Consider the following 24,730-nt stretch of genomic DNA (forward strand, 5'->3'; position numbering starts at 1 on the left):
TTCGGCTCCTTGGGGCTCATCGGCTCACCTCGTACGGCGCGACGACGACCTCGACCCGTTGGAACTCCTTGAGATCGGAGTACCCGGTGGTGGCCATCGATCGTCTGAGCGCTCCGACGAGGTTCGCCGTGCCGTCGGCCACCCGAGCCGGGCCGTACAGGATCTCCTCGAGCGTTCCGGTCTGCGCGACGGCCACGCGGTGCCCGCGCGGAAGCTGCGGGTGGTGCGCCTCCGCACCCCAGTGCCATCCGCCGCCCGGAGCCTCAGCGGCCCGGGCGAGGGTGGTGCCGAGCATGACGGCGTCCGCACCGCAGGCGATCGCCTTGACGATGTCTCCCGAGGAGCCCAGACCGCCGTCGGCGATGACGTGAACGTAACGGCCGCCCGACTCGTCGAGGTAGTCGCGCCGTGCACCCGCGACGTCGGCAACGGCAGTGGCCATCGGGGCGTGGATGCCCAGGGTGGTGCGCGTCGTCGACGCTGCGCCTCCCCCGAATCCGACGAGCACCCCTGCTGCGCCGGTGCGCATCAGGTGCAGTGCCGCGGTGTACGTCGCGGCGCCACCGACGATGACGGGCACGTCGAGCTCGTAGATGAACTTCTTGAGGTTGAGCGGCTGCTGATTCTTCGAGACGTGCTCGGCCGACACGGTCGTGCCGCGGATGACGAAGATGTCGACACCCGCCTCGACCACCGTCTTGTAGAACTCCTGGGTGCGCTGCGGTGAGAGCGATCCGGCGACGGTGACGCCGCTGGCCCTGATCTCGGCGAGGCGATCGCGGATCAGCTCGGCCTTGATCGGCTCGGCGTAGATCTGCTGCAGGCGCTTGGTGGCCTCGCTGTTCGGCAGGCCGCGCAACTCGGCGAGCACCGGCTCCGGGTCTTCGTAGCGGGTCCAGACGCCCTCGAGGTCGAGCACGCCGAGTCCGCCGAGTCGGCCGATCGCCACGGCGGTCTCCGGGGAGACGACGGAGTCCATCGGGGCGGCGAGGAACGGGATCTCGAACGTGTACGCGTCGATCGTCCATGAGACGGAGACGTCTTCGGGGTCTCGCGTACGCCTGCTCGGAACCACCGCGACGTCGTCGAACGAGTACACGCGACGTGCACGCTTGGCCCGGCCGATCTCCATGTCCATGCTCACCCGTCAAGCCTATCGAGCGGCACGGCTGCGACCATCGGCGCGCATCGCGCTGGTCGAGTAGCGCGCCAAAGGCACGCGTATCGAGACCCGTCTACCGGGGACCGAGCGCGTCAGGAGGCGACGGGCGCAGCCGCGTAACGACCCGAGCGCACCGCCCTGGCCCTTGCCTTCGCGGCCTCCTCCTCGCGGTTCTTCGGCGGTGTCGTGGCGACGAGGTCGTCGAGGAGGTGCTGCGTGAGGTGTGCGATCTCGTGCACGGCGTGGTCGAAGGCATCCTGATTCGCCTTCGACGGCTTCGTCGTCCCCGCGATCTTGCGCACGTACTGCAGCGCGGCGGCGTTCACCTCGTCGGAGGTGGCGGCCGGCTCGAAGTTGTGGAGAGTGTGAATGTTGCGGCACATGACGCCGACGATAGGCACCATGACGCGAAAGGTCCACTGCCGGCGCCACTCGCGTCATGGGTCGACGGATGCCGATGGCATCCTGAAACAATGCAACGCGTCCCAGCCCAGAGCCTCGATCTGCTCCGTACCCGAACCAGCGAGAAGTGGACAGCGTTCCCGCCCGACGTGCTGCCGCTGTTCGTCGCCGAGTCGGACTTTCCGCTCGCCGAGCCCATCGCGACCGCCCTCACCGCGGCCATCACCCGTTCTGACACCGGCTACATCGGCGAAGACGGTGGTGCGACGGCCAGGTCGTTCGCCGACTTCGCGCAGCGCCACTGGGGATGGGACGTCGATCCCGAGCGCGTGAGCACCACGACCGACGTGAGCGTGGTGATCGTCGAGGCACTCCGAGTGCTCATCGAGCCCGGCGACGGCGTGGTGATCATGCCTCCGATCTATCCGCCGTTCTTCGAGCTCATCCCCGAGGCGGGAGGCCGCGTGGTCGAGGCGCCCCTCGCCTTCTCCGCCGACGACGGTTACTCGATCGATCTCGACGCGGTCGACGCCGCGCTGGCCGCCGGTGCCAAGGCCGTTCTCCTGTGCAACCCGCACAACCCGCTCGGGCTGGTGCACTCGCGTGAGTCGCTTGCTGCGCTCTCCGAGGTCGTCCAGCGACACGGCGCCGTGGTGGTCTCCGACGAGATCCACGCCCCGCTCACCCACCACGACGCGACCTTCACGCCCTACCTCACGGTGTCGGATGCCGCCCGCGAGCACACCATCGCCGCGCACTCCGCCAGCAAGGCCTTCAATCTCGCCGGACTCAAGTGCGCCCTGTTCGTCACCGGATCAGACCGGATGACCGGCCTCGTACGCGGAATGCCGTCAGAGGTGCAGTCCCGCACGAGCCTCTTCGGCCGCATCGCGACCACCACCGCCTTCGAGTGCGGTGACGCCTGGCTCGACGGCGTGATCGCCACGATCGAGGACAACCGCAGGCTGCTCAGCACCCTCCTGGCGGAACGGTTGCCCGGCGTGCGCTACCGCGAGCCGCGCGCGAGCTACCTCACCTGGCTCGACTTCACGGCGTTGGGCTGGGGCGACGACCCGTCCGTCGTCGCGCTGGAGCGGGCCCGCGTCGCCATGAACACCGGACTCGCATTCGGCAAGCAGGGCGCCGGCCACGTGCGACTCAACATCGGATGCTCCTCCGAGGTGCTCACCGAGGCGATCGACCGGCTGGCGCGCGTCACCGCTGCTGGTTGAGGAGCACCGCGAGGCGCGCGGCTTTGCCGCGCGCTCCGGGCCCACTGCGAGTTCAGGGAACAGCAGAATAGAACGGTGCGACGAACTGCCGCCACACTGCTCCGCAGCCTGGCCGACCCTGGGCTGCTTCGACTGCGCGCCGCCGCCGTCACCTATGTCACTGCGCTGATCGGCGGGGTCGCCGCCGCGCTGGTTTCGGTGCGCTTCGACCTCGGCGCCTCGATCGTCGTTCTCGCGGTGATGCTGTCCATCACGTTCACCGCGGAGCGCAGCGGCACGGGCATGGCGCAGCGCCTGACATCCCTCGTCGTGCTGCCCGTCGCGGGCATCGCAGCCGGAGCGGTGGCAGCTCTGCTGTTCACGGTGCCGCTCGTCGGCGACATCCTCTTCGTGATCGTCGTCTCCGGCGCGATCTGGATCCGTAGGTTCGGTCAGGTCGCCGCCCGCATCGGCACACTGGTCTCGCTTCCCTTCATCACCGTGCTGGTCGTCCCTGCCCCGGCCGGTCCGGCGAGCGGCTTCGTGCTCTGGGCTGCGGTCGTCGCGTTGTTCGTCGCGCTGGTGTCCTTCGGCGTGCAGTGGTTGGCCAGGGCGACGGGCGTCACGCCGGCGCCACGTACCCGAGGGATGAGCAGGGATGCGTCATCCGCTCCGCAGAAGACCGCACAGCCCGCCCATGCACGGCCCGCCGCGGCGCAGGCCTCAACTGCGCCGGCCGCCGCTGCGCCGACGAGAACCCTCCCCGCCAGCACCCGGATGGCCCTGCAGATGGCGATCACGCTCACCGCCGCCTTCCTGCTGGGCAACCTCGTCTTCGGCGAGCACTGGTTCTGGGTTGTGCTGACCGCCTTCATCGTGGCCAGTGGCAACCGTGGCAGAGGGGACGTGCTGTACAAGGGCATCCACCGCACGATCGGCGCGGGCGCGGGAACGGTTCTGGCCGCACTCCTCGCGTTGCTTGCACCTGCACAGGTGACCGGCGGCGCGGCGGGTGCGACGGTGATCGCGATCGCGGTCATCCTCGCCCTCGGTCTCTGGCTGCGCCCAGCAGGCTATGGCTGGTGGGCCGCCGCGATGACCGCCATGCTGTCGCTGCTGCATGAGCTGACCGGCACTGCCGCGGACTCGGCGATGCTCATCCGGCTCGTCGCGATCGTCGTGGGCGGCGTGCTGGCGACGGCTATCGCGTGGTGGGTCGTTCCTGTGCGCACCGGAGATGTGCTGCGACGACGCACGGCGGACGCGCTGGCGGCACTGTCTGACCTTCTCATCGGGTGCATCCGCGAACCGGATGGCCTCGCCCCTCGCCGCGCAGCGCTCGACGACGCGCTTGCGAAGCTCGAACAGCTGGGGCCGACCTTGCGGCTGGAACGCGCCGCTCGCACGAGGAGTCGCGCGGCGGATCACCGAGCCGACGTCATCCCCGCCGTGAGGGGATGCTGGGCTTCTGCGGACGCCATCGCGGCGGTCGTCGAGCGCGGGCATCCGCTCTCGGGGCCCGACGCGAAGGCACTCGGCGGCATCACGAGGAGGCTCGGCGACTATCGACGGATGCTCGTCGGGGCGCCGGCCCCTGAGCCAGGTGGGGACACTGCCGCGTTCTCCGAGCTCGGCGCTGCCGTCGACGGGCTCGGCGCACCGCTGTCGACGGTCGCACGCACTGCGAGCTGAACCGGCCGGCGGCGAAACACTGGCATCCGCGCCATGGAACGGGCAGTCTAAAGGCATGGTCGACTACGCGAATCCCCTTCGTCCGAACGAGCGCCTCGCCGATCGCGACCGAGCGCAAGCCATCGTGGCACTCACGCAGGCCCGCGACGAGGGACGTCTCACGTCTGACGAGTTCGATCAGCGTTCGGCATCCGCGAGGTCGGCTGTCTTGTGGAGCGATCTCAGCCCGCTGTTCACCGACCTGCCACGGGCATCCATCGACCAGCACGACCACGACGACCGCTATCGCGACCGCTACTACGGTCGCGACCGGGATCACGGCTCCCGAGCGCTCGGCGGGGCGTGGGGCGCCACGATCATGTCGCTCGTGCCCTTCCTCGCGCTCGGCCTCTTCTTCATCGCCGGGTTCGTCTTCGACGGCTGGGCGTGGGGGTGGCTGTTCTTCTTGATCATCCCGATCGCCGGCGCGATCATCTACGGCCCTGGCGCCCAGTACCGCAACCGGCGCTGAGCCCGGCATGGACGGCGTCGAAGTCGTCGTCGCCCATGAGGCGCGAGTGACCCTGCGCGTCGGCGACACGTTCCTGAAGATCGATTCCGATCAGCAGAACCTCGACAACGAGGTGATGGCGATCGGGCTGTCGCCGATCCCGACGCCGGCGATCCTGTGGCGACAGCCGTCCGTGCTCGCGATCAGCGCTGTGGCAGGAAGCGCACTCGGTCGGCTCGGCGAGCCGTCTCCCGCATCGCCGCCGGCATGGTCAGCGGCGGGGGCGGCGGCGCGCACGCTTCACGATTCTCCCGTGCCTCCCTGGCCCGGCCGAAGCCTCGTGGGCATCGCGTCCCGCCTCGACGAGGAGTGCGACCTGTTGGTCGGCAGCGGACTTCTCCCGGCAGACATCGTGGCGCGGAACCGTGAGGTCGCGCTGACCGCGCTCGAGCCGTCGAAGACCGTGTTCATGCACGGAGATTTCCAGCTCACCCACGTCTTCGTCGAGGCGGATGTCGTCACGGGCGTCATCGATTGGTCGGAGGCCGGTCGGGGAAACGCCATGTTCGACCTCGCAACGCTGACGCTGGGGCACGAAGAGCATCTCGACGACGTGATCGCCGGCTACGGCGGCGACGTCGACCGCGAGGTGGTGCGCGCATGGTGGTCGTTGCGAAGCCTGATAGCGATCAGATGGCTGGCGGAGCACGGGTTCGATCCGTTCGCACCCGGCGCCGAGGTCGACGTGCTGAGAGCACGGATGTAGGCGCGGCGCGGAGCACGACGGCCCGATCCGCGCCAACGTAAACTGCTCACCGATGAACCTGGACAAGGTCGACCGGTCGATCATCGCGGAGCTGAGCGCCGACTCGCGTCTGTCGGTGCGCGCCCTCGCCGAGCGCGTGCACAGCTCCCGGACGGCCGTCGCCGGTCGGCTGCAACGGCTCATCGCCGAGGGCGTGATCACCGGGTTCGGCGCCAGGGTCGACCGCAAGGCGATCGGGCTGCACGTGACGGCGCTCGTCATCGTGAAGACCGCCGGGCAGCACGAGTGGAAAGATGTCGCGACCTCGCTCGCCGCTCTCCCGTTCGTCGAGTCGGTTGCGGCCGTGAGCGGCGACATCGACTTCGTGCTCACCGTCAGCGCCCCAGACCACGAGCAGCTCAGCGACGTGATCATGCGGCAGCTGCACGAGGTGGACGGCGTGCTCTCCACCCGGTCGCACATCGTGCTGGAGTCGTGGGAGGGCACAGCGCCGGGCATCGCCCGCGACACCTGGGGCGACTGAGGCGCCTCCCGCGGGTTGAGGAGCACCGCGAAGCGGCGCGTCTCCACCGCTGGTTGAGGAGCACCGCGAAGCGGCGCGTCTCCACCGCTGGTTGAGGAGCACCGCGAAGCGGCCCGTCTCCACCGCTGGTTGAGGAGCACCGCGAAGCGGCGCGTCTCGAAACCCGGACGAATGGCCCGATCGACGGGTCGTTCCGTGACCGTCTGGCCCGATTCGACGGTCACTCGCGCCGTCCGTTCCGACCTTCCGGCACGGAGGGTCCTGCGCCGTCATCCGGCCTCACCATGACAGTGTGAGCGACGACGATGTCACGATGCCTGCGCGCGACCATCGCGCGGCCGATGAGGCCGCGGCCGGGCCCGCGCTGCCGACGGCGGAACCCATCCGGCTGATCGACGAACGAGGTGAGGTCGCGCCAGCAGAACGCGCGGCGGGCTTCGAGATGCCGAGCACGGACATCCTGCTCGACCTCTACCGCCGCATGGTGCTCGCCCGCCGCTTCGACGTGCAGGTCAGCGCCCTCACCAGGCAGGGTCGACTCGCCACCTACCCCAGTGCGCTCGGCCAGGAGGCGTGCGAGATCGCCGCCGCTGCCGCGCTTGCCGACGACGACTGGCTGTTCCCGACCTATCGCGACTCGATCGCGCTCCTCAGCCGCGGAGTCCGTGCTGTCGAGATCCTGTCGTTCTTCCGCGGGGATTGGCACTCCGGATTCGACCCGCGGGAACACCGCATCGCCCCGCAGACCACACCCCTCGCGACCCAGGCGCTCCACGCCGTCGGATTCGCGACGGCTTCCAGACTTCGGCACGAACGGATGGCAACCCTCACCTTCCTCGGCGACGGGGCGACGAGCGAGGGCGAGGCCCACGAGGCGTTCAACTTCGCGGCCGTCTGGCAGGCACCCACGGTCTTCGTCGTGCAGAACAACGGCTACGCCATCAGCGTGCCGTTCGCCAAGCAATCGCACGCGCGCACCCTCGCCGACAAGGCGATCGGGTACGGGATGCCCGGTCACTACGTCGACGGCAACGACGTCGCCGCCATGTACGCCGTGATCACCGGCGCACTCGATCGTGCGCGGAACGGCGGCGGCCCGACCCTGATCGAGGGGCTGACGTATCGCATGGAGGCGCACACCAACTCCGACGACCCCTCGCGGTACCGCGGCTCGGACGAGGTGGACAGGTGGCGCGCCCTCGACCCGATCTCGCGCATCGAGTCGTACCTCACGCGCGATGGCGTGCTCACCGCGGAGCTGCGCGCAGAGATCGCCGAAGCCGCCGAGCAGCTCGCGGCGGAGACTCGTGACGCGATGAACGAGTCCCCGCACCTCGACCCGCTCGAGCTGTTCGACCATGTGTACGCGACCCCGCGCGCCGCGTTGGCCGAGCAGCGCGAATACCTGGCAACCGAACTCCACTCCAGCGAAGCGAGGCACCTGTCATGACCATCGCGCACGACACGAACGCGCCTGCAGAACTGCAGCAGGCACCGACATCCCTCACGATCGCCGGGGCGTTGAACGCCGCGCTCGCCGACGCGATGGTCGAGGACGACAGCGTCGTCGTCTTCGGTGAGGACGTCGGCCCGCTCGGAGGCGTCTTCCGGGTCACCGACGGGCTGAGCGCCCGTTTCGGGGATGACCGGGTGTGGGATTCCCCGCTCGCCGAAGCCGGCATCGTCGGCGCCGCGATCGGCATGGCGATGAACGGCATGCGCCCGGTCGTCGAGATGCAGTTCGACGCGTTCAGCTATCCGGCGTTCCAGCAGATCACGTCGCATCTGGCCAAGATGCGCAACCGCACGAGGGGCGCGATCGAGCTGCCCGTCGTGGTGCGCATCCCCTACGCGGGCGGGATCGGCGGCGTCGAGCATCACTCCGACTCCTCAGAGGCCTACTGGACGCACACGCCCGGCCTCACGGTGGTCACGCCGTCGAACCCCTCAGACGCCTACTGGATGCTCCGTCAAGCGATCGCGAGCGATGACCCGGTGATCTTCCTCGAGCCGAAGAGCCGGTACTGGATGAAGGATGCCGTCGACGTGGAGACCCCGGTCGCGGCGCTGAACCGGGCTCGGGTCATCCGCACCGGCACCGACGTGACTCTGATGGCGTACGGCCCAACAGTGAAAACCGCGCTGGATGCCGCAGCTCTCGCCGAGCTGGAGGATCTCTCGGTCGAGGTGATCGACCTGCGAACCCTGTCGCCGTTCGACGACGAGACGGTGAGCGCGTCGGTGCGCAAGACGTCGCGTGCGGCCGTCATCCACGAGGCCGCGCAATTCGGCGGATACGGCGCGGAGGTCGCCGCCCGCGTGACGGAGCGCAACTTCTTCCACCTTGCCGCGCCCGTGTTGCGCATCGCCGGGTTCGACGTGCCCTTCCCGTCGCCGAAGCTCGAGGAGTACTTCCTGCCGACCGCAGAGCGCGTGCTCGCCGCCCTCGACACCTGGGAGTGGTGAGCCGCGTGGCGACCGAACGATTCCTGCTGCCCGACCTCGGCGAAGGCCTCACCGAGGCGACGATCGTCACATGGCTGGTGCAGCCGGGCGACACGGTCGCGGTGGACCAGCCGGTGGTCGAGGTGGAGTCCGCGAAGTCGTCGGTAGAGCTGCCCTCCCCGTTCGCCGGGCGGGTCGAGGAGTTGTGCGCGGCCGTCGGCGACGTCGTGCACAAGGACGGAGTGCTCATCACTGTCGCTGTGGGTGCTGTCGCCGATGACACGGCGGATGTCGAGGGTGGGTCATCCTCGACATCCGGGCCTGTGCTGGTCGGGTACGGCGTGACGGAGTCGACACGACGGCTAGGGCGACCTGCGGGAGTCCGGTTCGGGCGAGGACGTCGGCACAGCGGAGAGACCACGCGCCCGGCGGCGGCTGTCGCGGTCGGCACGGGCAGCGCGACGGGTGCGCTGCTCGACGAGTCGCGCCACTCTCCGGTGGTCTCGCCGATCGTGCGCAGGCTCGCCAGAGAGAACGGCTTCGACGCGTCGCAACTCGCCGGCAGCGGGCCCGGAACGCTCGTCAGGCGGGAGGATGTCGAGGCGGCGATCGCCGCCCGGAGTTCCACAGAGGTCACCGATGCCGCGACGCCGGGGGGCGTTGCGGGGTCTGCGGCACAGCCATCCGATCTGCGCATTCCGCTGACCGGCATGCGCAAGCTCATCGCGGACCACCTGACGCTGTCGCGCCAGACGATCCCGGAGGCGACGATCTGGCTCGACGTGGACGCCACCGAGCTTGTGCACGCGAAGGAGCGCCTGCTGGCGGCAACCGGCGAGCGCTACAGCCTCACGACGCTGGTCGCCCGGTTCGTGGTCGCTGGGCTGGCGAAGTATCCGGTGCTGAACTCGTCGGTCGACGACACGGCCGGCGAGATCGTGCAGCACGGCGAGGTAGGCCTGGGGATCGCAGCCCAGACGTCGCGCGGGCTGATGGTCCCGGTCATCCACGACGCGCAAGGGATGTCCCTGCGTGCCCTGCGCGACGCGATCGGCGAGCTCGTGTCACACGCCGAGCGGGGCGACTACCCGCCGGCGTCTTTGTCCGGGGGCACCTTCACCCTGAACAACTACGGCGCGTTCGGGGTGGACGGATCGACGCCGATCATCAACCACCCGGAGGCCGCCATGCTGGGCCTCGGCCGCGTGATCGACCGGCCATGGGTCGTCGACGGCGAACTCGCAGTGCGCAAGGTCGCAACCCTCTCGCTCGTGTTCGACCACCGAGTGTGCGATGGGGATGTCGCATCCGGGTTCCTCACGTACGTCGCGCGCTGCGTCCAGGAGCCGCTGCTGGTTCTCGCGGAGCTGTGAGGCGTTCGAGCATCGTCTCGCCTTGTGCCTCAGCGGAGCCGCTCGAGCGGGTTGTCCCGCAGCTTGCGCACGACACCGCCATCCACGAGGCGACGCGCCGACGTCGTCGGCTTGCGGGCGGCCTGTTCCGTCACGCACGCGCCGAACTCCTCGGCGAGAGTGCCCCGCGGATGGGCCGCGAGCACCTCGCGCAGGAACTCCTCCGGAAGTGCGTCCGCCCTGGCACCGGAGATGTCGAGGCCCGTGGCCGTTGAGAGCAGGTGACCCTCGAGGTCGAATTCCGGGTCGACGCTCGGCCAGTTGTGGCGAATGATCACATCGAGCACTCGTTGGCGACGGTCGGCCTCCCAACCCGCGCCGGCGGTGAGAGCGACGCCGACGTGACCACCGGCATCCTCGTAGGCGATCGTGTGGTTGTCGTACTCCGTCACGATGCCGATGTCGTGCAGGAGCGCGGCGACGTACAAGAGCTCGTGGTCGACGCCGTGCAGATCCTCGTCGACCGCGAACGCCTCGGCCCAGAGCCACGAACGGATCGCGTGCTCGGTGATCGCGGTGGACTGGTACGCCTCGGCAAGGGTGAGCGCGCCGCGTGCTGCCAGGGTGTCAGGCCGCGGAAAGTCAGCGATGTGCATGGCTCGATCCTTCGAGGTCGGCACGGAAAGAGCAAGGGGGGCCGGGCGAGCTGAACGCCGCCCCACCATGCGAAGTGATCGCCACTTCGTGCGGAATCACCTCCCGTGATGTCGCAACAAGTGGCGACGACTTGACCGGATTGCCCACCTCACGACCCCACCCCACCAAGCAAAGTGGTCGCCACTTCGTGCGGAATCACTGCCGGCGATTCCGCGATAAGTGGCGACCACTTGAGGGAGGCGAGGGCCGCGAGGGCGGCGGGCCTCTCAGCGCCCGGTGAAGCGGGGGCGACGCTTCTCGCGGAAGGCTGCGAAGCCCTCGGCGTAGTCTGCGGTGACTGAGAGGGTGACCTGGGCATCCGTCTCGTCAGCGATGGATGCCCAGAGACCGACGCGCTCGTCCCTGATCCGCGCGACGAGGCGCTTCTCCTCGACGAACGCGGCAGTGGGACCCGCCGCGACCACAGCGGCCTTTTCGCGGGTGAAGGCGAGCACCTCGTCGGCGGGGACGACTCGGCTGAAGAGGCCGGATGACACAGCATCCGCTCCACTCATCAGCTCGCCGGTGTAGATGAGGTCGAGCGCGCGGTGGGTGCCGAGGCGCTCAACGAAGAGAGCGTGGCCGCCGGAGTCGAGCGCGGCGCCGAGGCCGGCGAACGGGGATCCGATCTTCGCACTGTCGGCCACGTAGACGACGTCGCACGCGATCAAAAGACCGAGGCCGACGCCAAGGCATGCGCCGGTCGCCACGCCGAACGTCGGAGCGGGGAAGTCCGCCAACCGACGCAGCAATGCGGTGAGAGTGTCGAGGTAGCCGCGGGCGTCATCTGTCGCTGGATCCACGTGCGACACGTCCCGACCGGCGCAGAAGGCCCGTCCCTCGCCGCGCAGCACGAGGGCGCGTGCGCCGGCAGCCGACCCGAGGACGTCATCCAGCTCGTGGAGCGCGTCGAGGTCGAGGGAGTTCAGCTTCTCCGGCCAGTCGAGGATGACCTCGACGACGTCACCGTCACCGTCTACGCGTATGGGCATGGGTTCGTCGCTTTCTCAATACCGCGGGTTGAGGAGCATGAGTGGGCGGTCACGTGTCGTAGTCCACTTCGACGCGCTCGCTGGTGGGGATCGACTGGCACGTCAGAACGTAGCCGCGCTCAAGTTCCTCCGGCTCCAGTGCGTAGTTCTCGACCATGTCGACCGTGCCCTCGCGCAGCACGGCCCGGCAGGTGCCGCACACTCCCCCTGCGCACGCGAACGGCACATCGCCACGCACCCGCAACGCGGCATTGAGGATGCTCTCCTGCGAATGCACCGCGCTCGTCACCGTCGAGGTCGTGCCGTCGAGCCGGAACGCGATCGTGCGCACCTCGTCACCGGGGTCGACAACGATCGGCCGGCCGTGCTGCGGTGCAGGCGCTCCCGGCTCGCCCGTCGTGAAGAGCTCGTAGCGGATGCGATCCACCGGCACCCCGCGCTCCGCCAACGTGTCGCGGCAGAGCTGCACCAGCTCGAATGGTCCGCAGAGGAACCACTCGTCCACGTCATCCACGGGCACGAGCGCGTCGAGGAGCTGCTGGATCTTGCCGGCATCCAGACGCCCGCTCAGCAGCTCGGAGCTGCGCCGCTCCCTGGTGAGAACGTGGTACAGCGCGAGACGAGCCGGATACCGGTCTTTCAGATCGGCGAGGTCATCCACGAACATCGTGTCCATCGCCGTGCGATTGGAGTAGACGAGTGAGAAGCGGCTGGTGTCCGACGCGGCGAGCACGCTCTGCGCCAGGGCGATCACCGGGGTGATCCCGCTGCCGGCGGCGATCGCGGCGTAGTGCCCCGGCTTCTGCAGCAGCACCTGAGAGGTGAACCTGCCCTCGGGGCTCATCACGTCGAGGGTCATCCCCGGCGCGAGGTGCTCCAACGCCCAACCGGAGAAGACGCCTCCGAGGTCGCGCTTGATCCCCACCTTGAGCTCGCCGGGAGCGGGGGCCTGGCAGATCGAGTAGCTGCGCCGCAGCACGTCATCGCCGATGCGGGTGCGGATGGCGATGTACTGCCCCGGTTCGTAGTCGTACGCGTGCGCGAGCTCGGTTGGCACGGTGAACGTGACCTCGATGGCGTCCGGGGTCAGCTGCCGCACGGCCGAGACCTCGAGCGTGTGGAACGCGCCGCGCCGCTTGGACTGCGAGGGAAGAGGATCAGAGACAGGATGTCCAGCTCGGCCTGAAACAACGGACGCAGCCATCAGTGCGCCTTGAAGTAGTCGAAGGGTTCACCGCACCGCTGGCACACGTAGAGCGCCTTGCACGAGGTGGAACCGAAGTGGGACAGCTCCCGCGTGTGGAGCGATCCGCAGCGCGGACACCGGATGCCCAGCCCCAGCCCTACGCGCCCGTCACCGCGCGGCGCGGGCGGCGCGATGCCGAACTCTTCCAGCTTCGCTTTGCCCGCCGCAGTCATCCAATCGGTGGTCCATGCAGGAGCCAGCACCGTGCGCACGGTCACGTCGGCGTATCCCGCGTCGTGCAGTGTGCTGAGGATGTCGTCGCGCATCGCGTCGACCGCCGGGCACCCGGAGTACGTCGGCGTGATCTCGACGGTCACAGTGGATGCCCCGCCAGACGCCCGTTCGCCAGGTGAGTCGACCCGCACGGAGCGCAGCACCCCGAGGTCCTCGATCGTGAGCACAGGCACCTCGGGGTCGCACACCGTCGCGGCGAGCGCCCACACCGCGCGTTCGGTGGTCGTTTCCATCACCAGGTCGCCCCCGGATGTTGACGCGCGAGCACCTGCATCTCGGCGAGCAGGTGGCCGAATGCCTCGGTGTGCACGCCGTCGCGTCCGCCGCCACGCGCCGGCTGCAGCTCGGGCACCTCCAGACCCGACTGGCGGATCACCTCGGGCACGGTGCCATCGAACACGTCGCGCAGGGTCTCAGGCGGAACGGCGACGCCGCCGAGCGCCGTGACCGACTCGTCGACGCGGAACAGCTCGTCGACGAATGGCCACATCGCGTCGATGCCCGCCTGCATGCGTTCGTGCGAGACGTCCGTGCCGAGTCCCAGCCTGCGCACCCACTGCACGCTGTGGTCGACGTGGTAGTCGACTTCCTTCGCGGCCTTGGCGGCGATCGCGGCGAGCGTCGCGTCCGTCGAGTCCTGCAGGCGCCGGTACAGCGCGTCGAAGTACACCGAGGCGATCAGCTGTCTGGCGATGGTGTGTGCGAAGTCGCCGTTCGGACGCTCGAACAGCTGATGATTGCGGAAGGCCGACTCGTCCCTGAAGTACGCGAGGTCGTCCTCGGTCTCCCCCCACGCCGAGCCGGCATATGTGAGAAAGGAGCGCGCGTGGCCGAGCAGGTCGAGGCCGATGTTGCCAAGGGCGACATCCTCTTCGAGTTCCGGGGCATGCGCGATCCACTCCCCGAGCCGCTGCGCCAGGATGAGCGCGTCGTCGCCGAGCCCGAGCGCGTACCGCGCGACGTCGTCACCCGGGCGGTCGAGGCCGTCGGCGAGCTCCCGCTCGATCGTCTCCGCAGAGACAGCGGTGGAGATGGCGCGGTTCGTGTGCTTCACAGGTGCGGCACCTCTTCCGAGGCCGTGTAGTACGTCGCGTGCCGGAATTCCTTGCCCTCGGCCGACTCGAAGAAGCCGCCGCGCGCGTCGACGTCGGACGTGGTGATCTCGGACGACGGCACCACCCAGATCGAGACGCCCTCGCCGCGTCGCGTGTACAGGTCGCGGGCGTTGCGCACGGCCATCACGGCGTCGGGCGCGTGCAGCGACCCCGCGTGCACGTGCGACAGGCCGCGGGACGAGCGGATGAACACCTCCCAGAGCGGCCACGTCTCGCGCGCTCCGGCTTCGGCTCCCGGCGCGGCCATCAGGCGACCCTCTCCAGGCGGGTGGAGCGCTCGGCATCCTCACGAGCGGCGTACGCCCTCGCCGCCTTGCGCACCCACGCACCCTCCTCGTGGGCGACGCGGCGGTTCGCCAAACGCACGGTGTTGGCCTGCCCACGACCCGCGAGCACCTCGTAGAACTCGTTCCAGTCCAGCTCGCCGAAGTCGTAGTGCCCGCGCTCCTCGTTCCACTTCAGGTCGGGGTCGGGCAGCGTCACGCCGAGGATCTCGGCCTGCGGCACGATCATGTCGACGAACCGCTGGCGAAGGTCGTCGTTGCTGAACCGCTTGATCTTCCACGCCATGCTGCGCTGCGAGTTGGGCGACTCCCCGTCCGGCGGGCCGAACATCATCAGGGCCGGCGCGTACCAGCGGTTCACCGACTCCTGAGCCATGCGACGCTGGGCATCCGTTCCGCGCATCAGCGTGAGCAGAATCTCGAAGCCCTGCCTCTGGTGGAACGACTCCTCCTTGCAGATGCGCACCATCGCGCGGCCGTAAGGACCATAGGATGCCCGGCACAGCGGCACCTGATTGCAGATCGCAGCACCGTCGACCAGCCATCCGATCGACCCCATGTCGGCCCACGTGGGAGTGGTGTAGTTGAAGATCGACGAGTACTTCGCAGCGCCGGAGAGCAGCTGGTCGTACATCGTCTCGCGGTCGGTGCCGAGGGTCTGCGCCGCCGAGTAGAGGTAGAGGCCGTGGCCTGCCTCGTCTTGCACCTTCGCCATCAGAATCGCCTTGCGCTTCAGGCTCGGCGCACGCGTGATCCAGTTGCCCTCCGGCTGCATGCCGATGATCTCGGAGTGCGCGTGCTGGGAGATCTGCCGAACGAGGGTCTTGCGGTAGGCATCCGGCATCCAGTCCGTCGGCTCGACGCGCGAGTCCTCGTCGATCAGGCGCTGGAACTCGAGCTCCTCCGGCGTCGGCACAGCAGCCTGGGCTGCGGTTCCGCTCGCTGTCGTCATCATCGACTCCGTTCATTACTAACCGGTCGTTTGGTTAGTATATAGTCGATTCCTGAGGGCCGACAACGGTCGTGCGATGTTCGACGAGGAGCATGGGATGAGCAGCCAGACGATGATGCGGCGCGACCGTGCATCCGCGGGCCTGGGCATGGAAGTGCTCGCCGACGAGGCCGGCTACGCCCTGGTGCGGATGACCGTGCGCGACGACATGCTCAACGGATTCGACATCATCCATGGCGGCATCGTGTTCGCCCTCGCCGACACCGCATTCGCGATCGCCTGCAACGAAGACGAGAACGTCACGGTCGCCGCCGGCGCCGACATCACGTTCCTGAAGTCCACCACCTCGGGCGCCGTGCTCACCGCCACCGCACGCAGACGCGTGCTCAGCGGACGCACCGGACTCTACGACGTCAGCATCGTCGACGAGACCGGCGATGCGGTCGCTGAGTTCCGCGGTCGCTCGATCACCACACGCCGCACAGCACCCGCGGCCTGACGCAACTGCATGACGAGGAGACGTCGATGTCGACGACGACACACGCACCCGCAACGGATGCCGCGCTCGATCCCGAAGAGCGCATGGACGCTGACTCGCTGCACGGCCTGCAGTTGCAACGCCTGCGGTGGACCGTGCGGCACGCGTACGAGAACGTGCCGCTCTACACCCGCAAACTCGACGAGGCGGGGGTGAGTCCCTCGGACATCCGCACGCTCGACGACGTTCGCCTGCTGCCCTTCACGACGAAGGCGGATCTGCGCGAGACGTATCCGTTCGGCATGTTCGCCGTGCCGATGTCGAAGGTGGTGCGCATCCATGCCTCGAGCGGCACGACGGGCCGGCCCACCGTGGTCGGCTACACCGTCGGAGACCTCGACCGGTGGGCCGACCTGGTCGCGAGGTCGTTGCGGGCATCCGGCGTGCGGCCGGGCATGAAGGTGCACAACGCGTACGGGTACGGGCTCTTCACCGGCGGTCTGGGGGCGCACGCCGGCATCGAGCGGCTGGGGGCGACGGTCATCCCGGTCTCCGGTGGCCAAACCGCGAGGCAGGTGCAGCTCATCAAGGACTTCGAGCCTGACGTCATCATGTGCACCCCGAGCTACCTGCTCACGATCGCGGACGCGATGGAGTCGGCGGGTGTCGATCCGAGCAGCACCAGTCTGCGGGTCGCGATCCTCGGCGCCGAGCCCTGGACCAACGAGCTGCGACGCACCATCGAGCGGCGCATGAACCTCGATGCGGTCGACATCTACGGGCTCAGTGAGGTGATGGGGCCCGGCGTCGGCAACGAGTGCGTCGAGACGAAGGACGGCCCGCACATCTGGGAGGACCACTTCTTGCCGGAGGTGATCGACGACGACGGCAACCCCCTGCCCGACGGCGAGCACGGCGAGCTCGTCTTCACGTCGCTCACGAAGGAGGCGTTCCCCGTGTTGCGCTACCGCACCCGCGACCTCACGCGGCTGCTGCCCGGAACCGCGAGGCCCGCCATGCGCAGGATCGAGAAGATCACCGGGCGCAATGACGACATGATCATCCTTCGAGGCGTGAACCTGTTCCCGACCCAGATCGAGGAGATCGTTCTCGGCATCGAGACGCTGACGCCGCACTTCGTGCTCGAGCTGACCAAGGCTGGGCAGTTGGATGTCATGACCGTGCGCATCGAGCGGCATCCCGACCTCCCGCGTGAGACCTGCGAGGCGGCGGCCGTGGTGCTGGCGCAGCGCATCAAGGTGCACATCGGATCGAGCGTGGAGGTGCGGCTCGAGGAGCCGGGAACGCTGCCGCGCAGCGAGGGCAAGTACAAGCGGGTGTACGACCTGCGCTGAGGCCGCCTCGAAGCGGCTGCCAGACTGGAGGGCGATGACTGAGACGGCGAGACGCGGGCGGCCGGGCTACGACCAGGCGGCGGTGCTCGACGTCGCGGTCTCCGCGTTCATCGAGCACGGCTACGACGCCACGTCGATGGGACTGCTGGCGGAGCGGCTGGGCATCACGAAGGCCGCGATCTACCACCACTTCCCGGCGAAGGCAGAGCTGCTGCGCGCGGCGCTCGACCAGGCGCTCGCTGGGCTCGAGGGCGTCCTTGCGGAGTCCGGGGCGCGCGACGGGAGCGCGGCGGACCGCCTCGCGTACGTCATCCGCGGTGCCGTGCTCGTGCTGGTCGACAAGCTTCCGTACGTGACCCTGCTGCTCCGCGTGCGGGGGAACACGGATGTCGAGCGAGACGCCCTCGCCCGCCGTCGGGCGTTCGACCGATCGGTGGCTGCGCTCGTCGTCGATGCACGGAACGAGGGGTCGCTGCGCTCCGACGTCGACCCACGCGTGGTCACCCGCCTGCTCTTCGGCATGGTCAACTCCATCGTGGAGTGGTACCGGCCGGGAGGAGCGGAGGGCGCTGACCAGCTCGCCGACGACGTGCTCACCGTCGCCCTCGACGGGCTGCGCGTGCCCGGTTCAGGCGCTCGCTGAGCTGCGGAAGCGCAGGGCGGACCAGACGTCGTCGATCGAGACCTGACGCACCGGGCGGCCTCCCAGCGCGATGACACGAGCCGCGAGACTGTCGCGATTGAGGTCCGTTCCGAGCTGGCCGGCCTTCGGGTACGCGATCCAGGCGAGGCGTTCCTCCAGTGCCGCCGCGATCGCTGGGCGGGCGACGGAGTCGATGGCGGACGAGTCGGTCACGAACGCGATGACGGCGTCCGCCCTCGCAGCGTCGCCGACCATGGCGTCCGCGTCGAGTCCCAGGTCGACCCCTGACGGCGCACCGAGCACTGCGACGGTGACTCCCGGCTTGAGCTGGAGCTTGCGTGCGACATCCACCCCACGATTGTGCCCGATCGAAGCCCTCGGCGTCGCTGCGCGCGCACCGGTCCATGCCGCAAGAAGCGGATGCGCCCACGGCTAGATTGAGCGACATGAAGACGATCGGCGTGCTCGGTGGAATGAGCTGGGAGTCCTCGCTGGAGTGGTATCGGCTGGCGAATGAGCAGGTGCGCGATCGGCTCGGCGGCTACCACTCGGCTCCGATCATTCTGGACTCCCTCGACTTCGCGGAGATCGAGGCGCTGCAAGCGGTTGGCGACTGGGATGCCGCCGGCCGCGTTCTCGCCGCCCACGCGAAGGGGCTCGAGGCGGCCGGCGCCGGTCTGGTGGTGCTGTGCACCAACACGATGCATCTCGTGGCCGACCAGATCACGGACGCGATCGAGATTCCGTTCATCCACATCGGCGACACCACAGCCGAGGCGATCACCGGCGCCGGCGTCTCCACGGTAGGTCTTCTGGGCACAGCGTTCACGATGGAGCAGGCGTTCTATCGCGAACGGCTCGCGCGACACGGCATCACCTCGCTGATCCCGAACGGCGAAGACCGGGCGACGGTGCACCGCATCATCTACGACGAGCTCGTGCACGGCATTGTCACCGAGGAATCGCGCAGGGCGTACCGGGACGTGATCGGCCGGCTCGTCGACGTGGGAGCCGAGGGGATCATCCTCGGCTGCACGGAGATCGAACTGCTCGTCGGACAATCCGATTCGCCCGTTCCCGTGTTCCCCACGACAGCGCTGCACGTTGCCGCCGCTCTGGCAGCCGCGGAGCAGTAGACGAGCAGTCGTCTCGAGCGCTACTCCTTCGCGACGAGAGTGAGCACGTCGTAGGTGGCGACCGTCTCGTCGCGCTGGTTGGTGAGCACGGCGTCCCAGCGCACCTCGCCGTAGTCGTCCGCCTCGCGCGGCGTGATCTGCTTGGCCGTCAGGTCGACTCGGATGCTGTCTCCCGGCGACACCGGTGTCAGGAAGCGCAGGTTCTCGAGCCCGTAGTTCGCCAGCACCGGCCCCGGATCGGGATCGACGAAAAGACCCGCTGCGAAAGAGACGAGCAGGTATCCGTGAGCGACTCGCCCAGGGAAGAACGGGTTCGCCGCCGCGGCCTCCTCATTCATGTGCGCGTAGAAGGTGTCGCCGGTGAAGTGGGCGAAATGCTCGATGTCGTCGAGGCTGACCTCACGCGACTCCGACGACACCCGGTCGCCGATGCGGAGCTCCGACAGCGGCTTTCGGAACGGATGCCGCTCCCCTTGCTCCGACGCCGAACGAACTGTTGCGCCGGCGTGCCACACGCCGGTGATCGCCGTCAGCATGTCGGGCGAGCCCTGGATCGCGGCGCGCTGCATGTGGTGCAGGACGGCACGGATGCCTCCCAGCTCCTCGCCGCCGCCTGCCCGGCCTGGCCCGCCATGCACCAGATGCGGGACGGGCGATCCGTGTCCCGTCGAGGTACGGGCATCCTCTCGATCGATCACGAGCACGCGGCCGTTGTAGGCGGCGATGCCGCTCACCAGGTCGACGACCTCTGCCGGGTCGTGCGACGCCACGCTCGTCACCAGAGAACCGCGTCCGGCGGCGACGAGTGCGACGGCATCCGCTGTGCCCGTGTAGCCGATCACGCTCGCGATCGGCCCGAAGGCCTCGACGCTGTGCACCGCATCGGTCCACGCGTCCTCGAACTCGAGCAGCATGGGCGCGACGAACGCGCCGTCGGGGTCGACCCCGTGACTGCCGTCGGCTCGGACCACCTCCGGCACGTCGAGCGACCCGAGCACGAGACGTCCACCTGCGTCGAGAAGCCGCCCGACCTGGCGCAGCACCTCGGTGCGCTGCTCGGTGGAGGCCAGCGGTCCCATCGTGACGCCGTCCGCGCGAGGATCGCCGACCACGATGCGCTGCGCGATCCTGTCCCCGATCGCGGCCATCACAGCACCGCGAGTCCGCTCCGGCACGATGATGCGGCGGATCGCCGTGCACTTCTGACCGGCCTTCACCGTGAGCTCGGTGACGACTCCCCGCACGAACGCGTCGAACTCGGGGGTGCCCGGTGCGGCATCCATGCCGAGCACCGAGGCATTGATCGAGTCGGTCTCACTCGTGAACCGCACACCACCGGTCTGAACGCTGTCGTTGGCACGCAGCCCTGCCGCGGTCGACGCCGAGCCGGTGAACGACACGATGTCGCCCAGTCTGAGCGCATCGAACAGGCCGGGAACACTGCCGGAGACGAGCTGCAGGGTGCCGTCCGGGAGCAGCCCCGACTCGACCAGGATGCGCACGTACGCCTCTGCGAGGTACCCCGTGGGCGTCGCGGGCTTCACGAGCGACGGCACCCCGGCGAGGAATGCGGGCGCGAACTTCTCCAGCGATCCCCAGACCGGAAAGTTGAACGCATTGATCTGCACAGCGACACCGGGCAACCGCGAGAATACATGCCGCCCGAGGAATGTACCGTCCTTCGACAGCTGCTCTGGCGGTCCGTCGACGACGAGCTGCGTATTCGGCAGCTCGCGCCTGCCCTTCGACGAGTAGGTGAACAGCACGCCGATGCCTCCGTCGATGTCGACCATGGCATCCGTCTTCGTGGTGCCGGTGCGGGCGGAGAGTTCGTACAGCTCGTCCTTGCGCGCGGTGAGGGCTTGCGCGAACTGCTTGAGGAGAAGCGCGCGCTGGTGGAACGTGAGGCGGCCGAGGGATGCCTGACCCGTCGTCCGCGCGTACTCGAGGGCCCCTGCAAGGTCGAGTCCCGCGGTGCTCACCCGGGTGACGGGCTCCCCGGTCGACGCGTCGCGCACGGTGACGACGTCGGGGTCATCCGCGGCGCCGTCGACAGGGGTCCACCACGAACCCTGCACGTAGCTGGGCAGAATGTCGGTCATCGGATGCCTCCTTGTCGGCGCGAAGATCCCGCGAGACTGCACGCCCGCGCCGAACGTGCGGGGTTGACCCGCTGTGATGGCGTGGGGACGCAGTCTCGCGGGGAGTGTGGGCGGTGGCGCTGGTAGCCTGCGACCGTGACGGACGCAACGGCGGGCACGACAGGTGACGACGGCACGTGGCGCATCGTGCTCGGCGAACTCGACGTCAAGATGGGCGTCGAGATCGTGGAGCAGTCAGCGGAGCGCGTGGTCGCGACCATGCCCGTCGAGGGCAACCGCCAGTCGTTCGGGATGCTCCACGGTGGGGCATCCGTGGCGTTCGCCGAAGCGCTGGGCTCGTGGGCTGCGGTCATCCATGCCGGACCGGGAAAGTCGGCGGTCGGCATCGACATCAACGCGACCCACCACCGCTCGGCACGATCGGGACGCGTCACAGGCGTCGCCCAGGCGATCAGCCTCGGCCGCCGCGTGACCTCGCATGCGGTGACGATCACCGACGATGACGGCCGCCTGCTCTGCACGGCACGCATCACGAACCTCATCGTCGACGCGGCCCCGCAGATCGAGCGGCGCCCTGAGGTTCTCGAGGGGTAATGCCGCCGTCGGATCACCTCGCGGCCTCCGGCCATTCGTAGAATCCGCGTCCGCTCTTGCGCCCCAGCTCCCCCGCGGCGACCTTGTCGCGCAACAGCCGAGGTGGTGCGAACCGCTCGCCGAGCTGCTCGTAGAGGTATTCGGCGATACCGAGCCGCACGTCGAGACCGACGATGTCCGTGAGCCGCAGCGGCCCGACCGGATGACGGTACCCGAGCTCCATGGCCGCGTCGATGTCTTCAGGGCTCGCGACGCCCTCCTCGAGCATCCTGATCGCCTCGAGTCCGAGCGCGACGCCGAGGCGGCTGGAAGCGAACCCCGGCGCATCTCGCACCGTCACAGCGGTCTTGCCGATCGCGGTGACCCAGCCCTGCGCCACCTCGACCACCGCTGGTGAGGTCGCGCTCCCCCACACCACCTCGATGAGCTTCGACGCGGGCACCGGGTTGAAGAAGTGCAGCCCGAGGAACCGGGAGGCGTCGCCGAGGGTCGCACCGAGGTCGTCGATCGAGATGGACGACGTGTTGCTCGCGATCACCGCCTGCGGCGCTGCGGCACGGACGCGCGCGAGGGACGCGACCTTCAGCTCGAACGACTCCGGCACAGCCTCGACCACAAGGCCGCACCCGGCGAAGGCGGAGTCGTCCGTCGTTGCCGTGAGCCGAGCGCTCAGCGCGTCGAGGGTCTCCGTCGTGGTGCCTCGTTCGACGCTCGCGGCTGCGGCGCGCAGCACCCTGGCGGATGCCGCAGAGCACAGCTCAGCATCTCGCTCGACGACGTAGACGCGGCATCCGGCGACCAGGAACGCGTGCGCGATGCCCGCACCCATCGTGCCCCCGCCGAGCACTCCGACCGCGGCGGGCAGCTCTTCGTGCGACACAGTCGTCACCGGTTCCTCCGTTCGAGGAATTCCGTCATGCGGCGCCGCTTCTCCGGCGACTCGAACAGCACAGCCTGCGCCTCGAGATCAACACGTGGATGCTCGTTCCTTGGCGCAGCGAACACCGCCTTGGTGGCACGGGTCGCCGCAGGGTCCAGCGCCGTGATGCGGTCCGCGAGCGCGTTCGCGGCCGCCATCAGTTCCGAAGGCTCGACCACCTCGCCGAGCAGCCCCGCGGCGAGCGCCTCCTGCGCCGAGAGTCTGCGGCCGGCGAGCAGCACCTGCTTCGCAAGGGGCTCGCCTACGAGCTCCCGCAGCCGCCAGGACGCCCCGGCCGCCGCGATGATGCCGAGCCCCGTCTCCGGGTTGCCGAACACCGTGCGTGGCGTCCCGATGCGGAAATCCGCGGCGTACGCCAGCTCGGCACCACCACCTAGGGCGTAACCGTCGACGGCGGCGATGACCGGCATCGGCAGCGCGGCGATGCGGATGAACAGGTTCATGTTGATGCCGGCGAGCGCGTCCTCCGCCGTGCGCTCCCGCATCTCGGCGATGTCGGCACCCGACGCGAACACACCGTCGCCACCCGCGACGATGAGGATCCTGGGATCCCGCTCCAACTCGGCGCACACGTCGTGCAGCTCATCCACCATGCGGCGGTCGATCGCGTTGCGCACCTCGGGGCGGTTCAGCATCACGGTGACGCGATCGGCGCCCCCCTCGACGCGGATGGTGGTTGGGGAGTTCATGCTGCGCCGCCCACCCGCTCGATGATCAGCGCGGAGCCCTGACCGACTCCGACGCACATCGTGGCCAGGCCGTAGCGGGCATCCTCTCGCTCCATGCGCCCCAGCAGGGTGACCACGAGTCGCGAGCCGCTTGAGCCGAGCGGATGCCCGAGCGCGATCGCCCCGCCGTCTGCGTTCACCTTCGTGTCATCCAGCCCCAGCTCGCGCATCACGGCCAGCGACTGCGTCGCGAACGCCTCGTTCAACTCGACCGCGTCCAGCTCATGGATCGTCAGCCCGCTGCGCTGCAGTGTCTTGCGCGTCGCAGGCACCGGGCCGATGCCCATCACCTCGGGAGCGACACCGACGCTCGCGCCGGCAGTCACCAGAGCGCGCGGCACGAGACCGTAACGCTCGACGGCCTCCGCGCTGGCGACGATCACGGCAGAGGCGCCGTCGTTCAGCGCGCTGGAGTTGCCGGCCGTCACCACCGATCCCCCTGCCACGACGGGCCGCAGGCCAGCCAGCGCTTCCAGGCTCGTGTCACGGCGCGGACCCTCGTCGACGGCGACGAGACCGGACCGCGTCGGTACCGCGACGAGCTCGTCGTCGAAGCGGCCTGCGTCGATCGCCGCGACGGCACGCCGGTGGCTGCGCAGGGCGAAGGCATCGGCATCCTCACGGCTCACGCCGTAGACCCTGGCGACCTCTTCCGCCGTCTCGGGCATCGAGAACGTCGCCTTGTCACGGGCGGCGATCGCGGGATTCACGAAGCGCCACCCGATCGACGTGTCGAACTGGGCGCCCGGCTTCGCGAACGCCCGTTCCGGCTTCGCCTGCACCCACGGGGCCCTGCTCATCGACTCGACGCCGCCTGCCACGACGACATCGGCATCGCCCGCCCGCACGGCCTGGGCGGCCATGGTGACGGCGGAGAGCCCGGATGCACAGAGCCGGTTGATCGTCACGCCCGGCACCTGATCGGGCAGACCGGCGAGCAGCACCGCCATGCGCGCGACGTTGCGGTTGTCCTCCCCTGCCTGGTTCGCCGCACCGAGCATCACCTCGTCGATGGCATCCACAGGCAGGCCGGCTCGATCGATGACCTCCCGCACGACGAGTGCGGCGAGGTCGTCAGGACGCACACCTGAGAGCACTCCGCCGTACCGTCCGACCGGCGTTCGCACGCCGGAGACGAGGAATGCGTCGGCCATCGTCGCCCGCCCTTCACCGCGCCAGGACTCACCGCACC

Annotated in this window: 27 protein-coding genes; 13 read left to right on the plus strand and 14 right to left on the minus strand. The window is 69.0% G+C overall.

The window, feature by feature from the left end:
• Window positions 1–16: 16 nt before the first annotated feature.
• Together ACYVDN_RS09950 and ACYVDN_RS09955 are read right to left on the minus strand one after the other, a co-directional pair.
• Window positions 17–1,138 carry a GuaB3 family IMP dehydrogenase-related protein gene (locus ACYVDN_RS09950; RefSeq protein WP_460572325.1) on the minus strand — a complete coding sequence of 374 codons (1,122 nt, stop codon included), beginning with the start codon at window positions 1,136–1,138 and terminating at the stop codon, window positions 17–19.
• A gap of 116 nt (window positions 1,139–1,254) precedes the next feature.
• The gene (locus ACYVDN_RS09955; protein WP_460570903.1) at window positions 1,255–1,545 is read right to left on the minus strand and encodes a DUF2277 domain-containing protein; all 291 of its coding nucleotides are present in this window, start codon (window positions 1,543–1,545) and stop codon (window positions 1,255–1,257) included.
• Window positions 1,546–1,635: 90 nt separating this feature from the next.
• Here ACYVDN_RS09955 and ACYVDN_RS09960 point away from each other — a divergent pair, with 90 nt between their 5' ends.
• From ACYVDN_RS09960 to ACYVDN_RS09995, 8 genes are all read left to right on the plus strand, one after another.
• Window positions 1,636–2,796 carry a MalY/PatB family protein gene (locus tag ACYVDN_RS09960; protein ID WP_460570907.1) on the plus strand — a complete coding sequence of 387 codons (1,161 nt, stop codon included), beginning with the start codon at window positions 1,636–1,638 and terminating at the stop codon, window positions 2,794–2,796.
• Window positions 2,797–2,871: 75 nt separating this feature from the next.
• The gene (locus ACYVDN_RS09965) at window positions 2,872–4,467 is read left to right on the plus strand and encodes an FUSC family protein (protein WP_460570911.1); all 1,596 of its coding nucleotides are present in this window, start codon (window positions 2,872–2,874) and stop codon (window positions 4,465–4,467) included.
• A 55-nt stretch (window positions 4,468–4,522) separates the two neighbouring features.
• Window positions 4,523–4,978 carry a DUF1707 SHOCT-like domain-containing protein gene (locus tag ACYVDN_RS09970; RefSeq protein WP_460570916.1) on the plus strand — a complete coding sequence of 152 codons (456 nt, stop codon included), beginning with the start codon at window positions 4,523–4,525 and terminating at the stop codon, window positions 4,976–4,978.
• Window positions 4,979–4,985: 7 nt separating this feature from the next.
• The gene (locus ACYVDN_RS09975) at window positions 4,986–5,723 is read left to right on the plus strand and encodes an aminoglycoside phosphotransferase family protein (protein ID WP_460570919.1); all 738 of its coding nucleotides are present in this window, start codon (window positions 4,986–4,988) and stop codon (window positions 5,721–5,723) included.
• Window positions 5,724–5,775: 52 nt separating this feature from the next.
• A complete protein-coding gene (locus tag ACYVDN_RS09980) occupies window positions 5,776–6,246 on the plus strand; it encodes an Lrp/AsnC family transcriptional regulator (RefSeq protein WP_460570923.1) in 471 nt (156 codons plus the stop codon).
• Window positions 6,247–6,538: 292 nt separating this feature from the next.
• Window positions 6,539–7,696 (plus strand): pyruvate dehydrogenase (acetyl-transferring) E1 component subunit alpha, encoded by a 1,158-nt coding sequence (gene pdhA / locus ACYVDN_RS09985; RefSeq protein WP_460570926.1) that lies wholly within the window; start codon window positions 6,539–6,541, stop codon window positions 7,694–7,696.
• Window positions 7,693–8,712: an alpha-ketoacid dehydrogenase subunit beta gene (locus ACYVDN_RS09990; protein ID WP_460570931.1), complete on the plus strand. Its 1,020-nt coding sequence runs from the start codon at window positions 7,693–7,695 to the stop codon at window positions 8,710–8,712. Before pdhA ends, ACYVDN_RS09990 begins: the two co-directional genes overlap by 4 nt.
• A gap of 5 nt (window positions 8,713–8,717) precedes the next feature.
• Window positions 8,718–10,064: a dihydrolipoamide acetyltransferase family protein gene (locus ACYVDN_RS09995; protein WP_460570936.1), complete on the plus strand. Its 1,347-nt coding sequence runs from the start codon at window positions 8,718–8,720 to the stop codon at window positions 10,062–10,064.
• A gap of 29 nt (window positions 10,065–10,093) precedes the next feature.
• Here the strand turns inward: ACYVDN_RS09995 and ACYVDN_RS10000 are convergent, their stop codons facing one another.
• The 7 genes from ACYVDN_RS10000 to paaA all read right to left on the minus strand — a co-directional run bounded on the left by ACYVDN_RS10000 (window position 10,094) and on the right by paaA (window position 15,562).
• Window positions 10,094–10,699 carry an HD domain-containing protein gene (locus ACYVDN_RS10000; RefSeq protein WP_460570940.1) on the minus strand — a complete coding sequence of 202 codons (606 nt, stop codon included), beginning with the start codon at window positions 10,697–10,699 and terminating at the stop codon, window positions 10,094–10,096.
• 267 nt (window positions 10,700–10,966) lie between these two features.
• Complete coding sequence (locus tag ACYVDN_RS10005) at window positions 10,967–11,731, minus strand: enoyl-CoA hydratase/isomerase family protein (RefSeq protein ID WP_460570945.1); 765 nt, start codon at window positions 11,729–11,731, stop codon at window positions 10,967–10,969.
• Between the two features lie 49 nt (window positions 11,732–11,780).
• A complete protein-coding gene (gene paaE, locus ACYVDN_RS10010; protein ID WP_460570949.1) occupies window positions 11,781–12,935 on the minus strand; it encodes a 1,2-phenylacetyl-CoA epoxidase subunit PaaE in 1,155 nt (384 codons plus the stop codon).
• Window positions 12,935–13,444, minus strand: a complete 510-nt coding sequence (gene paaD / locus ACYVDN_RS10015; RefSeq protein WP_460570954.1) for a PaaD family protein — start codon at window positions 13,442–13,444, stop codon at window positions 12,935–12,937. Before paaD ends, paaE begins: the two co-directional genes overlap by 1 nt.
• Window positions 13,444–14,265: a 1,2-phenylacetyl-CoA epoxidase subunit PaaC gene (gene paaC, locus ACYVDN_RS10020; protein WP_460570957.1), complete on the minus strand. Its 822-nt coding sequence runs from the start codon at window positions 14,263–14,265 to the stop codon at window positions 13,444–13,446. Before paaC ends, paaD begins: the two co-directional genes overlap by 1 nt.
• Window positions 14,262–14,573, minus strand: a complete 312-nt coding sequence (gene paaB / locus ACYVDN_RS10025) for a 1,2-phenylacetyl-CoA epoxidase subunit PaaB (protein WP_460570961.1) — start codon at window positions 14,571–14,573, stop codon at window positions 14,262–14,264. Before paaB ends, paaC begins: the two co-directional genes overlap by 4 nt.
• Window positions 14,573–15,562 (minus strand): 1,2-phenylacetyl-CoA epoxidase subunit PaaA, encoded by a 990-nt coding sequence (gene paaA / locus ACYVDN_RS10030; protein ID WP_460570965.1) that lies wholly within the window; start codon window positions 15,560–15,562, stop codon window positions 14,573–14,575. Before paaA ends, paaB begins: the two co-directional genes overlap by 1 nt.
• A gap of 97 nt (window positions 15,563–15,659) precedes the next feature.
• Between paaA and paaI the strand changes: the two genes are divergently transcribed.
• Genes paaI through ACYVDN_RS10045 form a run of 3 tightly spaced genes read left to right on the plus strand, consistent with a single transcriptional unit; the run spans window position 15,660 to window position 18,038 of the window.
• Window positions 15,660–16,061 (plus strand): hydroxyphenylacetyl-CoA thioesterase PaaI, encoded by a 402-nt coding sequence (gene paaI / locus ACYVDN_RS10035; RefSeq protein WP_460570969.1) that lies wholly within the window; start codon window positions 15,660–15,662, stop codon window positions 16,059–16,061.
• Between the two features lie 26 nt (window positions 16,062–16,087).
• The gene (gene paaK / locus ACYVDN_RS10040) at window positions 16,088–17,395 is read left to right on the plus strand and encodes a phenylacetate--CoA ligase (RefSeq protein ID WP_460570973.1); all 1,308 of its coding nucleotides are present in this window, start codon (window positions 16,088–16,090) and stop codon (window positions 17,393–17,395) included.
• A gap of 34 nt (window positions 17,396–17,429) precedes the next feature.
• Entirely contained in the window at window positions 17,430–18,038 is a 609-nt protein-coding gene (locus ACYVDN_RS10045) for a TetR/AcrR family transcriptional regulator (RefSeq protein ID WP_460570975.1), read from the plus strand.
• Here ACYVDN_RS10045 and ACYVDN_RS10050 read toward each other — a convergent pair.
• Complete coding sequence (locus ACYVDN_RS10050; protein ID WP_460570977.1) at window positions 18,024–18,389, minus strand: hypothetical protein; 366 nt, start codon at window positions 18,387–18,389, stop codon at window positions 18,024–18,026. The two genes, ACYVDN_RS10045 and ACYVDN_RS10050, sit on opposite strands and share 15 nt — an antisense overlap.
• Before the next feature lie 95 nt (window positions 18,390–18,484).
• Between ACYVDN_RS10050 and ACYVDN_RS10055 the strand changes: the two genes are divergently transcribed.
• The gene (locus ACYVDN_RS10055) at window positions 18,485–19,174 is read left to right on the plus strand and encodes an aspartate/glutamate racemase family protein (RefSeq protein WP_460570979.1); all 690 of its coding nucleotides are present in this window, start codon (window positions 18,485–18,487) and stop codon (window positions 19,172–19,174) included.
• 20 nt (window positions 19,175–19,194) lie between these two features.
• Here ACYVDN_RS10055 and paaZ read toward each other — a convergent pair whose 3' ends face one another.
• Window positions 19,195–21,276: a phenylacetic acid degradation bifunctional protein PaaZ gene (gene paaZ, locus ACYVDN_RS10060; protein WP_460570981.1), complete on the minus strand. Its 2,082-nt coding sequence runs from the start codon at window positions 21,274–21,276 to the stop codon at window positions 19,195–19,197.
• Between the two features lie 210 nt (window positions 21,277–21,486).
• Between paaZ and ACYVDN_RS10065 the strand changes: the two genes are divergently transcribed.
• Window positions 21,487–21,870, plus strand: coding sequence for a PaaI family thioesterase (locus ACYVDN_RS10065; RefSeq protein ID WP_460572327.1), 384 nt, complete (start codon window positions 21,487–21,489; stop codon window positions 21,868–21,870).
• 13 nt (window positions 21,871–21,883) lie between these two features.
• Here ACYVDN_RS10065 and ACYVDN_RS10070 read toward each other — a convergent pair whose 3' ends face one another.
• Genes ACYVDN_RS10070 through ACYVDN_RS10080 form a run of 3 tightly spaced genes read right to left on the minus strand, consistent with a single transcriptional unit; the run spans window position 21,884 to window position 24,692 of the window.
• Window positions 21,884–22,759, minus strand: coding sequence for a 3-hydroxyacyl-CoA dehydrogenase family protein (locus tag ACYVDN_RS10070; RefSeq protein WP_460570983.1), 876 nt, complete (start codon window positions 22,757–22,759; stop codon window positions 21,884–21,886).
• A complete protein-coding gene (locus tag ACYVDN_RS10075; protein WP_460570985.1) occupies window positions 22,756–23,499 on the minus strand; it encodes an enoyl-CoA hydratase/isomerase family protein in 744 nt (247 codons plus the stop codon). The genes ACYVDN_RS10070 and ACYVDN_RS10075 overlap by 4 nt, the downstream gene beginning before the upstream one ends.
• Entirely contained in the window at window positions 23,496–24,692 is a 1,197-nt protein-coding gene (locus tag ACYVDN_RS10080) for a thiolase family protein (RefSeq protein ID WP_460570987.1), read from the minus strand. The genes ACYVDN_RS10075 and ACYVDN_RS10080 overlap by 4 nt, the downstream gene beginning before the upstream one ends.
• Window positions 24,693–24,730: the final 38 nt, after the last annotated feature.

This window comes from Humibacter soli, assembly GCF_054779035.1.

Coding starts and splice junctions, on each gene's coding strand:
- ACYVDN_RS09955 (WP_460570903.1), bottom strand. CDS start 1,545: ATGTGCCGCAACATTCACACTCTCCACAACTTCGAGCCGGCCGCCACC.
- ACYVDN_RS09970 (WP_460570916.1), top strand. CDS start 4,523: ATGGTCGACTACGCGAATCCCCTTCGTCCGAACGAGCGCCTCGCCGAT.
- ACYVDN_RS10065 (WP_460572327.1), top strand. CDS start 21,487: ATGGGCGTCGAGATCGTGGAGCAGTCAGCGGAGCGCGTGGTCGCGACC.
- ACYVDN_RS10075 (WP_460570985.1), bottom strand. CDS start 23,499: ATGAACTCCCCAACCACCATCCGCGTCGAGGGGGGCGCCGATCGCGTC.
- paaI (WP_460570969.1), top strand. CDS start 15,660: ATGAGCAGCCAGACGATGATGCGGCGCGACCGTGCATCCGCGGGCCTG.
- paaK (WP_460570973.1), top strand. CDS start 16,088: ATGTCGACGACGACACACGCACCCGCAACGGATGCCGCGCTCGATCCC.
- ACYVDN_RS10005 (WP_460570945.1), bottom strand. CDS start 11,731: ATGCCCATACGCGTAGACGGTGACGGTGACGTCGTCGAGGTCATCCTC.
- paaE (WP_460570949.1), bottom strand. CDS start 12,935: ATGGCTGCGTCCGTTGTTTCAGGCCGAGCTGGACATCCTGTCTCTGAT.
- ACYVDN_RS09980 (WP_460570923.1), top strand. CDS start 5,776: ATGAACCTGGACAAGGTCGACCGGTCGATCATCGCGGAGCTGAGCGCC.
- ACYVDN_RS10055 (WP_460570979.1), top strand. CDS start 18,485: ATGAAGACGATCGGCGTGCTCGGTGGAATGAGCTGGGAGTCCTCGCTG.
- paaB (WP_460570961.1), bottom strand. CDS start 14,573: ATGGCCGCGCCGGGAGCCGAAGCCGGAGCGCGCGAGACGTGGCCGCTC.
- paaZ (WP_460570981.1), bottom strand. CDS start 21,276: ATGACCGACATTCTGCCCAGCTACGTGCAGGGTTCGTGGTGGACCCCT.
- ACYVDN_RS10045 (WP_460570975.1), top strand. CDS start 17,430: ATGACTGAGACGGCGAGACGCGGGCGGCCGGGCTACGACCAGGCGGCG.
- ACYVDN_RS09990 (WP_460570931.1), top strand. CDS start 7,693: ATGACCATCGCGCACGACACGAACGCGCCTGCAGAACTGCAGCAGGCA.
- ACYVDN_RS09950 (WP_460572325.1), bottom strand. CDS start 1,138: ATGGACATGGAGATCGGCCGGGCCAAGCGTGCACGTCGCGTGTACTCG.
- ACYVDN_RS09960 (WP_460570907.1), top strand. CDS start 1,636: ATGCAACGCGTCCCAGCCCAGAGCCTCGATCTGCTCCGTACCCGAACC.
- ACYVDN_RS10000 (WP_460570940.1), bottom strand. CDS start 10,699: ATGCACATCGCTGACTTTCCGCGGCCTGACACCCTGGCAGCACGCGGC.
- paaA (WP_460570965.1), bottom strand. CDS start 15,562: ATGACGACAGCGAGCGGAACCGCAGCCCAGGCTGCTGTGCCGACGCCG.
- ACYVDN_RS09975 (WP_460570919.1), top strand. CDS start 4,986: ATGGACGGCGTCGAAGTCGTCGTCGCCCATGAGGCGCGAGTGACCCTG.
- paaD (WP_460570954.1), bottom strand. CDS start 13,444: ATGGAAACGACCACCGAACGCGCGGTGTGGGCGCTCGCCGCGACGGTG.
- ACYVDN_RS10080 (WP_460570987.1), bottom strand. CDS start 24,692: ATGGCCGACGCATTCCTCGTCTCCGGCGTGCGAACGCCGGTCGGACGG.